Source organism: Campylobacter concisus (genome assembly GCF_001891085.1).
In the GTDB taxonomy this organism is placed as follows: domain Bacteria; phylum Campylobacterota; class Campylobacteria; order Campylobacterales; family Campylobacteraceae; genus Campylobacter_A; species Campylobacter_A concisus_O.
The window spans coordinates 159,942-172,660 of record NZ_JXUP01000006.1 but is presented as its reverse complement, the minus strand read 5'-3'; the positions used below and the strand labels follow the sequence as shown (position 1 = coordinate 172,660).

Sequence of the window (12,719 nt, the reverse complement as noted above, 5' to 3'; positions counted from 1 at the left end):
CTCCTATTCAAACAGTTTTCTATACCATGCTACGTCAGGTTTTATAAGGTCAGAATTTCTAAACGGCGACTCTTCAAGTTTTTGCTCATAAATTTTAGCCGATACATCCCTGCCCGTTCTATTATAAAGATCGGCTATTTGCATATCTAGGAAGTAAAGCGCGAGCTTAAATTTAATAAGCATAGTCTCGATAAGTGGCTTATATTCAGTATTTGGATACATATAAAGAAATTTCTCGATCTCAGTTACGCTATCTTCCATGAGCTTTTGGTTGCGGTTTGGCTGAGTAAATGAGTCAAAATTTGCTTTTATCTTTAGATACTGAGCAAACTCTGTTTTTGGGCCGTTATCGCCGTATCTTTTAATATACTCGTCAAGATAGTGATTTGCCATTAGATACTCTTCATCATTTGCGTGAGCTTGGGCAAGGATAAGTAAAATTTGCTCCAAAAGCGGGCTTGCTACGTGTTCGCTTGCCATTGAGACATAGTGTTTATCGGCCGCTTCAAGATCGCCATCTTTTATATCAGCTATAACCTGAGCATACCACTCATCAGGAGTTAGATTATAAAGCTCGGTATATTTTTCAGCACAACCACTAAAAAGCCCCAAAAGAGCCACAACTGCTAGAAATTTAGAAAATCTTTTCATGCTTTTCCTTAAAAAGTTTAAATCCTCGTATTCTACATTTTTTGCTATTATTTTTGTATAAATTTTTTAAAACTATGATAAAATACGGCAACTTTACAAAATAGGAGTTAGTATGATTTTTAGTGTTAAAAGCCCTATTTTAGGCTTTGAGCATATCAAAACGATGGAGTTAATTGAACTTGATAAATTTTTTGTTAAGCTAGCAAGCAAAGATGATGAGACATCTTTTACAATGATAAATCCTTTTGCATTAAGAAGCTACGAATTCGACATTCCAAGCTATTATGAAGATCTTATGGAGATTAAAGAAAGCTCTCAACTTAGAATTTATAACATTATCGTTGTTGCACTCCCGCTTGAAAAATCAACTGTAAATTTTATAGCTCCTATCGTTTGCAATATGGACAATATGACCTTATCCCAAGTCGTTTTAGACATTGCCAAATATCCTCAGTACGGGCAAGCTGAAATGATAGAAAATTTTATACAAAAATAGTAGCTAAAAGCTTTTAAAAATCTAAGGAGAGATTTTTTATTGTTATTTAGAGGATTTGTTGTGAAGATAGCATACTTACTCTGTTTTATTGTAACGTTTGGTTTTTGTGCACCCAGAGCTTGTACGACAGCAGAAGCAGCATCTATTGGTTGTAGTGGAGCAAACTATTCTTGCTTTATAGACGCTGAAGAGTACCAAGACAACTCTTCTAAAAATATCCCACATTGCATAAGAAAATCTGATAGAACTTGGACGATAGATACCAATAGCTTTTCTTCAGGCTTAGCACAAGACCACTATCATATTTATGTTGAGCAATTTTCTCCATGGAATCAACGATCATTAATAGGTATGTGGGATGATCACTCTAAAGGCTTAAGACAAAGATCAATAAATGGAAATCTAAATACCAGAGTAAATGGAGATATAGCTACCATTGGTGCTACTATTATGATTCCACAATACGCTGGATATAATTTTGTTCCAGATCCATCTAACGTAACAAGAACATCATCTACAGCCGATAGAATATTTTTAGATACTGGTAGTTTTACGTCTAGTAATTACACACTTTGTCAAACAACATATATTTATAATCCTAGCAAGCATCCTTATTGTAAAAATTCATCCTCTTCCACATTTGATTTTAGTGAGAAAAATACCTTTATACAAAATAATTTAAAAGGTAAAAACGTAGTCTATGCCAGGCTTTATTGGGGTGGCTCTCTTTATCAAAACTGGGCAATAAAAAATCTTGGGTCAAATTTATATGTAAATGCCTTAAATTACATAAAAGGATATAGCAGGATTGATTTTAAAGCTCCTGGAAAAAATGTAATCACAATAGATGCTGATCCAAAAGATGTTTTTTGGTTTGGCTCATTTAGTGAGTATAAACCAAAATCAATGACTCTTGAATCATATAATCAAAACGAGTCTAATAGCTACTATGTAAAGGCTGGAATAAACTACCAATATGTAGCAAGCGCTGATGTAACAGATATAGTTAGAGATTCTCTTGGTACTAGTGAGTCAGATAGGACATTTTATGCTGGCAATATCAGATCAACTACGATTCCCTTTAGTGATGAATTTATAGACCCAAATGATGGCATATATAAGGTAAACAACTCTACTAATAGAAAACTAAAAAAAACATACGGCACGCTACTATTCTCACCAGTTCAAGGGCAAAATGGTTACTGGATACAATCCATCGCACCACAATTTGCGGCTTGGAGTTTAGTCATCATTTATGACTTTGATGATAAAACCGCTGCAGCAAACAATATAGAGCCAAAGCTTGTTAGTATATTTGATGGACTAGAAAGACTTGCAGCAGACTGGATGAAGTCAAGCGATCCATTTGGTACTGTAAAGAGCTCAACCGTAGATGTAAAATTTGAGAATATCTATACACCAAAAGCAGGCGATATAAATGCTACGCTTACAATGTTTTCTTTTGGCGGAAAGCCAGAAACAAAAGGTGAGAATATTGAAATAGAAAACGAAGGTAGCTATCTGAGTATAACCAGCAAATACAATGCAAAAGGTGATCAATTTAACTCAACCATGACAAAATTTGGACAACCTATAAATCCAGGCAAAAAATTTCACTCTCAAGCAGACTTAGATATATTTGATATATCAGACAAAATGTCACATTCCCAAAAAGAAGCAGATATAAAATTTACAGTTACAACGATTAAAAATTCAGGCAGTGCTAATGTTGTAAGCGCTGACCGTATAAATTTGGCCATGGTAGGCTTTTCTACCCGTATATATAAACCAGATGTTTGCTATATGGAATATATTTATGCAAAAAAACCTAGCGATAGTACTTTTACAAAGGTGCAAGAAAATACCCCAACAGTAGTGCCAGCAAATACTATTTTAAAAACTTTCGTTGAAGTTACAAACAATACTAATGAAGCCGCCCAAGACTTTGCACTAAAAGCTACAATAGATCCAAGCCAAATTTATAATCCAAACTCAACTTACATATACGCAGATAAAGCATCACAAGGACCTAGTGATCTGCTTACTATGTCAGGACAGGTACACTATAACGACAACACAGGCCTGCAGCAATTAAGCGGAAATGACTTAACTTTTTATTTAGGACAAGGTGCTGCTGCAAATAAGGGTGGAGAAATGCTAATTCATCAAGGCAACTACGCTTATGCCATATATGAAACTACCCTTAAGTCTAAATTTGAGTCAAATAGTTACAAAGCCACGGTTGCAAATGCTGATATAAATTTACAGCCCTATGACACATACATAAGAAGATGTAGCAATCAAAACTACAACATTACTTTAGGCGTTAGTGCCAGTCCAAATAATTTCGTCGCAAGCAATAGACAAGACGATGGCTCAGCAACTTTTAAAGCTAAATTTAAAAATAGACTTCTAACTAAAATCGTTTCTACGCCATTTAATGTCTATATCACGAACTATGATACAGATGGCAATAAAAAAGTACCAGATGCCCCAGTAGATGTAAAAGTAGAGTTGGTCGAGTCTTGCAATGCTCCAACAAATTTATATGAACAAGATATAACATTTAATGGCGTAACTGATATTTTGTTGTCAGGCATTAGTATTGATAGAGCCTATAAAAGCGTAAAATTTAGAATTTCTCATCTTGATCCAGTGACAAATACTACAAAGGTTGAATGCGAAAAATTAGATGATTTTGCTATAAGACCAAGTCACTTTAGACTATGGGATACTGACAAGAATACGATCAATAATAACAATGTTTTAATAGGCGGCAAAGTTTATAATAACATTGCTCTTGCAGCTATGAAACCTCTTGATAGTGGCTTAGCAAATGGTTATATAAATAACATAAGTGGCTCAAATGGAGAGATAAAACTTGTACCAGCATATAGTGCGACTTGCGATCCTAGCATTATAGAAAGTGAAAACAAACTAAGCGTAGATTTTAACGATCCAAATAAAGCATTGGGTAAAATTTTCCGTCACACATCAAGTGGACCTGTTGGCTTTTCTTACTCAGATATAGGTGATACATATTTTTATGTATTAGACAAAGACTATACAATAACTGATCAACATACGCCATCAAGAGCTGATGATTGTGTAAAAAACTCAATTAGCAACGATCCATCACAAGATACTGCTCAAGAAGGAAGGATCGGATGTAGTATAAAGCTGGAAGGTAATAGAGATTATCTATTTAGGCCAAAAGATATACAAATAAGCAAGTTAAAGATAACAAAAGATAGCGATATAACATACCTTGATAATGAAGGCATACAAAAAGCAAAGCTTGACTTTGAAGTAACTGCCAGGTTATTTAACGATGACCCTGCAAAACTTTATAATGAAGATTGCTATGCAAAGAATATGAACTTTGACATAAAGTTAGACAGAGTTCCTTTAAATTTTACAGATAACGATGGCAATGCCGGTACATTAGCAAAAGCAAATGAAGAAATTTTATTTTTTGAAATTCCTGGCTCAAATACTAGAAAAGCAATAGATCCAAGTGCTACAAAATCAACATTTTATGTAGAAAAAAATACTTTTGTAAATGGCGTAGGCAAAGGTGAAGTATATTTTAATTTTGAAAGAAAAGTAAATCATGCTAAAAATCCTTTTACTATTTCAAGTAATGATTTTAGCTTTAGCGGAATGTCAGATAGCACCGATACAGTAAAAAAATATGAAAAACCAGCAACAGAAACGACAGCAAAATTTTACTTTGGTAGGGTTTATGCACCATTTTATGAAGGGCTTTATAGCGGCTTTTACGCCAAAATTTATTATGGTGCCTACTGCGATGGGTGCGATAAAAATGCCTACATGAAAAATGATGGTAAATTATGGCAAGACTTTCCAGCTGCACCATTTTGGGCCACCAATCCAAAACATAGCGCAGGAGTACTTAACTATCATGACTTTAGCTTTACAAACACTTATAGCGGCACTGTTTTAAGAAATGATGTAAGCAGCATAAGTAATGGTGAGCAAATAATTTTTATAAGAAATCCTTCAGCGGTTACTGATGTGGCTAAAATGAGAGCACCTAGCTGGCTTCTTTATAGCGAATTTGATGAGAAACCTGAAACAAATAATTTCAATCTAAATTTTCTAGTACCAAATGGCGAATGGGCTGGTAAAGTCCTAAAGAGCAATAACATAGAAGATAAGACAAGCGGTGCAGTTGGAGGTTTTATAGGAGTAAAATCTAATAGTGATAGTAACCTAGATATAAGTGACAAGACAAACAGGAGAATAGAGTGGTGAAAAGGGGTGGCTTTTCATTGATAGAGCTTATCTTGTCAGTGCTTGTAGTAGCCATAGTAAGTGCAAGCTTGCCACTAGCGGTAAGAACTACTTCAAATTTAAGTGAGCAGTCCTTAATGCAAGAAGGACTAATGAATGCTAAAACCTATATGTCATTAATATTAAAAGCACCATTTAGCGATCAAGTCTTAATAGCCGGTAAAAATACCATGCCATCTTCTATAACGACTCAAGAGGCTATAATTTTTCCTCTTATTATCTGCGATCAAGGGGCAAATCCGGATTTTTATGAAAAAAGTGGAGTAAAAGGTGAAGGACATAGGATACTTGCATATCCGGTGCAAAATTCATCTGCATGTGCCACAAGGCCTAATGATTCAAAGCTTCCAGAATCAATCAAAAGCGTAAATTTTAAAGTAAAATCTATCAAAAATTTCAATACTCAAAAATCCATCTCACTAACTGCTAGCACTACTAAACGCGACTTTATCATAGATACAGAGACGACTCCAACTATAACAAATGGAGCTGATAAATTTGTAGTTAGCACTCCTTTAAATGATAGTGACGTTTTACAGATAAAGCTAGATACGACTATGAAAACTACAAAAGAGAGCAAAAGCGTACTTTATGGATATGCCTTTAATATAGGTGAAAGCAGTACTCTAAGTGTAAAAGAATGGAAATGAAAAAAACAAAAAAAGCTTTTACATTAATTGAGCTAATAATAGTCATCACCGTACTTGGTGTTATCTCACTTATGAGCTTTAACACGCTTATGAATTTATATCAAAACTATTTTCAAAGCAAAGTAATAAACGAACTAGAAACACAAAGCGAAATCGCTCTAGAGCAAATTTCAATGCTACTTAGCCACAGAATCAAACAAAGCGTTATCGCTAGAAAAAAAAATGGAGATTACCTAGCTCTAAATGATAGTGGCGTAAATTTAAGCAGCGACTTTGAAATTTTAGAATTTATCCCAGCTGCTTATGAGCTATTTGATGGCATAAACGAATATAAAGGAGACGATACTAACGGAGATCCGATCATCGAAGAAGGCATATATAGCGGATATGTAGATCTTGCAAATAGCTCTGTTGCAAATGGATTAAAAAGCCCTGGAAGCAAATTTAATGATGCTTTTAGAAATGGCGTAATGGACTTGACCTGCGAAAATGATAGCAATGAAGAAGATGTAAATAGCGGCTCTAGGTGTATAAACGCCGATAATGAAAATGGCGGTTTAGTAGCGATATTTTCTAGCATACTTTATAGAGTTGGTAGCAGCTTTGGCTATCAAGAAAATTTAGACCAAAGGCACTTAGATATCGCAAAAGTTGGCATACAATCAATCGACACGCTTAAAATTTCAAGTGATTTTAAAAATAAAAAAATTTCAGAGCAGTATAAACTAGCTTACACAGCCATTGCCATAGCGCCAGCTGAGCAAAATGCCGAGGATATACAAAATGGCTCTTTTGACCTTAAAATTTACTACAACTATAGGCCATGGCTAAATGAAAGCTTTAAAAAATTTAGCTCAACATCTACAAAGGATATCAAAGCCGAAAGTGCGACACTAGCTAAACATGTAACAAGATTTGTCTTTACAGAAAAAAATGGAGTCATCGCATTAAAGCTTTGCCTTAAAGCAGAAAAGTCAGAAATAACCATTTGCAAATCAAAGGCGGTTTATTGATGAGAAAAGGATTTACATTAATAGCGGCGATATTTTTTCTAGTTGTGGCAGCTTCTATCAGCACTCTTGCTCTTTCGATAGCTAGCACATCAGCCAGACAAAGCAGTGAAATTTATCTAAGAGAGCAAGCACAACTCGTTGCTCAAGCAGCAGCAGAGTATGCAATGTTTGAAATTTTTAGAACTGATTTCTCAAACAAATGCTTAGATAAAGTAAATGGGGAATTTAACGATATGTTCGACTTTAAAGTAAAAATAACTTACTTTGGCGATATCGGTATATGCACTCCACCGACCATCATGCCAGGAACAAACGGAGTCGCAAGTACTGGCAACATGATCTTTGATGTTTTTGTAACATCAAAAGATAAAAAAACGCCAAATCCTATAAATTTTCACAAACGAACTCTTCAGAAACTTTAAAATTTTATAAAGATTTTAGTTTAATTTGTTTTTAGTTTTAGCGTGTTATAATCATCTTAATTTCTATAAAGGAGATTACGATGAACATAAGCATTGTAGGAAAACAATTTGAGCTAACAGAGCCAATCAAAAACTATATCCAAGACGCTTTTGATACGCTTGGTAAATACAATCTCGACATCATCTCAGTAAGATGTGTTGTAGCAGCTGATGAAAAACAAGGAAAAAAAGGCTTTAATGCAGAATTTTCTCTAAATATGGCCCATAAAGATACGATAGTCGTTCGCCAAAAAGATAAAGATCTTTACGCTGCGATCGATCTTGCTATCGAAAAAGCATCAAAAGTTTTAAGAAGAGAGCATGATAAGAAATTTACTGTTAAAGGCAAGGCTGACGACAAAGAATTCCGCTCAAGAATAGGTGAAGAAAAGATCGAAGGCGTTGAAGAGATCGTGCCTATGGAGCTTGAAATTTATAAACCACTTGAGGTCGAAGAAGCACTTGAAAAACTAAAATCAAGTGATAAACAATTTTACGTATTTAACGATGTTGACGCAAAAATGCGTGTGATCTACAAAAGAACAGACGGAACTTTCGGTCTTTACTAAAAATAGGGGCAGCTTTGCCCCTAAAATTTAAGCTAATTCACTATAAATTTTCTTTCTAAAATCTAAAAAACCTGTTGCAAAAACTACTGTGCCAGCAAATGGCTTTAAATTTTCAAAAATAGAATAGAGATATCCTTGTGTGATATAGACGTAGATACAAGGTGGCTTTCGTGCGAGTCATTTTAGAAGATCTTGGCGAACTAAACTAGGTCACAACTGATGAATGGCAAGGCAAAGAATTACATGCCATAAAAAAGCGGGTGATTTTCTTAAAAATAATCTAGATGTAGAATTTTATTTTATAGACTGAGAAAGCGTAGAGGAGCATAGCAGAGCAAACGAGCTAAAAATGCTTGATAGTACTAGAAATTTTTAAAGATAAAAGAGAAACGAAGTTCTCTTTTTGATTTTTAAAATATCAAATAGCTAAAACAGATACTATCTATTTCTCTAAATTTTCACTAGTTTTTGGTCTAAAGGCCTTATTTATCTTTCTTATCCAAATGATTAGCGAGATAAACAAGATAAAATAAAATACATAGCTAGCTACCGGCCAACTAGTATCTGTGCCACTTTCTTTTAGTGAGATGACATTTCTAAACTCTTGAAGCATAGAAATTCTATATCCATAATATTTTACAGTTACGTTTTTATCGCTATTTGCAAAGCCCTGGGCCTTGGCTTGTACATCAGCTGAGTTAAATTTAAAATAAAACGGAAATCCCCATGCAGTATCTTCATTTCTATAAGCCATGACTTTATTTGAATTATTAGAATCTTTAGTGTAGAGAAAATAAACATCTCTGGTAGGGCCATCAGCCGGATTTTTAGCATCGATGATACCATCTTTGTCCATACGTTTGACATCGCCACCTGTGATTTGCACATTTGCATAGTGTGGAAACGAATAATCAACTACAAGAGCCAAAAAAGAGTGTAAAAGCACGATAAAAATAACGCAAATTCTTTTAAAAAATGTAATCATTTCTTTCCTTTTAAATTTGCGTTATTTTATGAAAAGATAGCTTAATAAAGGGGCAAAATACCCCTTTAATTTTAAGCTTTTTTATTAAGCATAAATTTTAGAAGTTGTGCAAGGAAGCTGATTCCACCGATTATTAAAATCGTATCGCCAATCATTCTTACCCATCTTAAATTTTGCAAGTGTGATTGTTGTAAAAGCTCAGCGCTTCTTGCATACCACATACCATGCTCTAGGCTTGCAAATGCTTGATAAATTCCTATTGGAAGTAGTGAAAGTACGATCATTAGCATAAGGCCTATATTTAAGCCCCAAAAGCCTACTTTCATAAGTTTCTCGTCAAATTCTTGACCTTTGAATAGATAAGTAGCCACTAGCCAAACAAATCCAAGTGCCAAAAATCCATAAACACCAAATAGTGCAGCATGTCCGTGGACTGGAGTCGTATTTAGACCTTGGATATAAAATAGTGAAATTGGAGGATTGATTAAAAATCCGAATACACCAGCACCTAGCATATTCCAGAAAGCAACTGCGATAAAGCAGTAAAGTGGCCATTTTAATGTCTTAGCCCAAGTTTGAGCAAACTGAAGTCTGTAGTGCTCATAAGCTTCAGCGCCAAGTAATACAAGAGGAACTACCTCAAGTGCTGAGAAGCTAGCGCCAACTGCCATTATAGGTGTTGTAGTGCCCGCAAAATATAAGTGGTGGAAAGTTCCTGGAATTCCGCCCACTAAGAAAAGTGATGCACTCGCAAGTGTTGAAAACGTAGCAAATCTCTTTGAAACAAGACCAAGACTAACAAATACAAAAGCAAGTGAAGCGGTAGCAAAGACTTCAAAAAAGCCTTCAACCCAAAGGTGTACAACCCACCAGCGCCAGTATTCCATCACTGGAAGTGGGCTTCTTTGGCCGTAAAATAATCCTGCTCCGTAAAATAATCCAACTGCAACAGCAGAAGCTGCAAAGATAGCAAGTAAATTTTTGTCACCTTTATTCTTAAATCCGCCGATAAATCCACGAAGTAAAAGTAGCATCCAAATGACAAGACCAACAAATAAAATAATTTGCCAAACACGTCCAAGCTCGATATATTCATATCCTTGGTGTCCAAACCAGAAGCTTAAATTTATAGGCATAATATTTGCGATCGCTAAATACTCACCAGCAAAACTGCCAACTACAAGGATTAGTAGTGCGTAAAATAATAAATCTACGCCAAGCTTTTGGAATTTTGGATCTTTACCGCCATTTATAATAGGTGCTAGGAAAAGACCGCCTGCTAAAAATCCTGTCGCAATCCAGAAAATACTAGCCTGAATGTGCCATGTTCTAGCAAGTGAATAAGGAATATAAGCTGATAAGTTTATACCGTAAAATTCTTGTCCTTCGACTGTATAGTGAGCTGTAAAGCCACCTATTAAAATTTGGAAAGCAAAAAGAGCCAAAGTTACAAAAAGATATTTTTTAAGAGCTTTTTGAGATGGAGTTAGGCTTAATTTACTAAGTGGATCTTCGCTAATAGCTTCTAATTTTTCATCATCTTTTTTACCATAAAAAGAGCTAAACCAAACAAGAAATCCAATACCAGCAATAAGTATTACAACACTTGCGATTGACCAAAATATATTCTCGCTTGTTGGTACATTATCTATTAGTGGCTCGTGTGGCCAGTTGTTTGTGTATGTAGCATCGCTATTAGGTCTGTTTGCTGCGGTTGCCCAGGCTGACCAGAAGAAAAAGTTATTAAGATCATCTCTATCAGAAGCATTTGGAAGAGTATTTTCTTTCATCGCATAAGCTTCTCTTAAAGATTTAAACTTAGGGTCATTTCCAAAAAGTGATGAATACTCTTGGCTTACTTGTTTCATAGCCTTTAATCTATCGCTGCTAAGTACGATTTTATCGTCTTTTACGCCATTTTCTCGGTACTCTTTTTTAAGTAGAACTTTTAGATTTGCCTTTTGCTCATCATTTAAGTCAGCATATTTTGAGTGGTAAATTTCATCTGCTTTTAACTCTAAAAATATAACCAACTCTTTGTGAAGCCAGTCCGCACTCCAATCAGGTGCTTGATATGCACCGTGTCCCCAAACAGAGCCAACTTGCATACCTCCTATGCTTTGCCAGGCCTCTTGACCTTTATAGATGCTCTCTTTGTCGATCACGACATTGCCATTCTCATCTGTAAAATTTACAACTGGTGGCGAGCTTCTATAAACCTCAACGCCGTAGTAGCCTAAAATACTAAAGCAAATTACTAGTACTGCAACAAGTGCTAGCCAATACTTTTTGTATTCACGCATTGATTCTCCTTTTTTTAAAAATTTTAAGGCGAAGTTTATCTCATTTTAAAAAAGCAGCTAATGATATATGTCAATAAAAGGAGAGAATTTATCCCATTAGTTTTATAAGAATTTACAATATATGCAAATTCTTCATAATGTATATGCAAAATTTACATAGAATTAATATAAATATTATTAATATACATGTTTATACTTCAAAAATAAAGGAAAAAATATGCAAACAAATTTTATGCATAAAGTAACCAAATTTAGCCTTGTTGCTTCACTATTTATGGCTCTTAGTCTAAACGCAGCTGAGTCTGCAAGAAGCATCACCGATATGCAAGGCGTCAAAGTAAGCGTACCTGAAAAGGTAGAAAAGATCGCTGCACTTTGGCATGCAAACAACGAAATCATCCTAGCACTTGGTGGCATGGATAAAGTGATCACCACTACAGATCTCATCAAGAAAAATAAGTGGTTTATACACGTATATCCAAAAGTAAAAGACCTCCCAGCTGCGCTAAATGGCAAAGATATCCAGGTAGAAGAGCTAGTTAAGCTAGCACCTGATGTTGTCATAGTTTCTAGCAAAAATTACCAAGAAGAGCTTACTAAAAATGGCTTTAGCGCGGTAAATATGATATATAGAGACTATCCAGATATGGAGAAAAGTATCTATGCAACAGCTGAAGTTATCGGCACTGACAAGGCTAGAGCTTTGGCTGAAAAGCTTTCAAACAAGATCCATGAGAACTCAAAATTTGTAGAAGCCAAAACAAAAAATATCCCAGCTGATAAGCGTCCAAAAGTACTTCACCTTCTTGGCGGAGCAAATTTATTAAAAGTTGATGGTACAAACACTATTCAAAACACTTGGATAAATTTAGCTGGCGGCAAAAACGCAGTATCAAAAGAGGGATCTATGATCGAGCTAACAGCTGAAGAGATCATCAACGCAAACCCTGATATTATCATCGTTGGTGGCAACGACACAGACGCTTTGATCAAAAATGTCAAAGAGCACCCTGCGTTTTCAGGCTCAAACGCTGTGAAAAACGGCAAAATTTATGGCAACCCAAAAGGTGCATTTGCTTGGGATAGATATGGCGCTGAGAGCGTACTTCAAATTTTATGGGCAGCAAAAACTATCCAGCCTGATCTTTTCAAAGACCTAGACATGAAAGCAAAAACAAAAGAGTTTTATAAAGAGTTTCTAGGCCACGAGCTTACCGACACAGAGTATGACTACATATTAAAAGGTCTAAACCCTGACGGCAGCAGCAAATAAT

The 12,719-nt window shown here is 35.2% G+C and carries 10 protein-coding genes; 7 read left to right on the top strand and 3 right to left on the bottom strand.

Going from position 1 to position 12,719, the window contains the following annotated elements; genetic code table 11:
• Positions 1-3 precede the first annotated feature (3 nt).
• The gene (locus TH67_RS06215) at positions 4-651 is read right to left on the bottom strand and encodes an outer membrane protein assembly factor BamD (RefSeq protein WP_072594822.1); all 648 of its coding nucleotides are present in this window, start codon (positions 649-651) and stop codon (positions 4-6) included.
• A gap of 112 nt (positions 652-763) precedes the next feature.
• Here TH67_RS06215 and fliW point away from each other — a divergent pair, with 112 nt between their 5' ends.
• The 6 genes from fliW to hpf all read left to right on the top strand — a co-directional run bounded on the left by fliW (position 764) and on the right by hpf (position 8,157).
• Positions 764-1,147, top strand: coding sequence for a flagellar assembly protein FliW (gene fliW / locus TH67_RS06210; protein ID WP_054196362.1), 384 nt, complete (start codon positions 764-766; stop codon positions 1,145-1,147).
• 60 nt (positions 1,148-1,207) lie between these two features.
• Positions 1,208-5,425 carry a hypothetical protein gene (locus TH67_RS06205; protein WP_072594821.1) on the top strand — a complete coding sequence of 1,406 codons (4,218 nt, stop codon included), beginning with the start codon at positions 1,208-1,210 and terminating at the stop codon, positions 5,423-5,425.
• On the top strand, positions 5,419-6,114 hold the full coding sequence (locus tag TH67_RS06200; protein WP_072594820.1) for a type II secretion system protein: 696 nt from the start codon (positions 5,419-5,421) through the stop codon (positions 6,112-6,114). The genes TH67_RS06205 and TH67_RS06200 overlap by 7 nt, the downstream gene beginning before the upstream one ends.
• Positions 6,111-7,127 carry a type II secretion system protein gene (locus TH67_RS06195; RefSeq protein WP_257638055.1) on the top strand — a complete coding sequence of 339 codons (1,017 nt, stop codon included), beginning with the start codon at positions 6,111-6,113 and terminating at the stop codon, positions 7,125-7,127. The genes TH67_RS06200 and TH67_RS06195 overlap by 4 nt, the downstream gene beginning before the upstream one ends.
• A complete protein-coding gene (locus TH67_RS06190) occupies positions 7,127-7,549 on the top strand; it encodes a hypothetical protein (RefSeq protein WP_072594818.1) in 423 nt (140 codons plus the stop codon). The genes TH67_RS06195 and TH67_RS06190 overlap by 1 nt, the downstream gene beginning before the upstream one ends.
• An 80-nt stretch (positions 7,550-7,629) precedes the next feature.
• Positions 7,630-8,157, top strand: coding sequence for a ribosome hibernation-promoting factor, HPF/YfiA family (gene hpf, locus TH67_RS06185; protein WP_072594817.1), 528 nt, complete (start codon positions 7,630-7,632; stop codon positions 8,155-8,157).
• Between the two features lie 442 nt (positions 8,158-8,599).
• Here hpf and TH67_RS06180 read toward each other — a convergent pair whose 3' ends face one another.
• Positions 8,600-9,142, bottom strand: coding sequence for a DUF1523 family protein (locus tag TH67_RS06180; RefSeq protein WP_072594816.1), 543 nt, complete (start codon positions 9,140-9,142; stop codon positions 8,600-8,602).
• A 71-nt stretch (positions 9,143-9,213) separates the two neighbouring features.
• Positions 9,214-11,445 carry a nitric-oxide reductase large subunit gene (locus TH67_RS06175; protein ID WP_021090748.1) on the bottom strand — a complete coding sequence of 744 codons (2,232 nt, stop codon included), beginning with the start codon at positions 11,443-11,445 and terminating at the stop codon, positions 9,214-9,216.
• A gap of 217 nt (positions 11,446-11,662) precedes the next feature.
• On the opposite strand from TH67_RS06175, the gene TH67_RS06170 reads away from it, so the two are divergent.
• Positions 11,663-12,718, top strand: a complete 1,056-nt coding sequence (locus TH67_RS06170; protein ID WP_081370921.1) for an ABC transporter substrate-binding protein — start codon at positions 11,663-11,665, stop codon at positions 12,716-12,718.
• The last annotated feature ends 1 nt before the right edge of the window (position 12,719 follow it).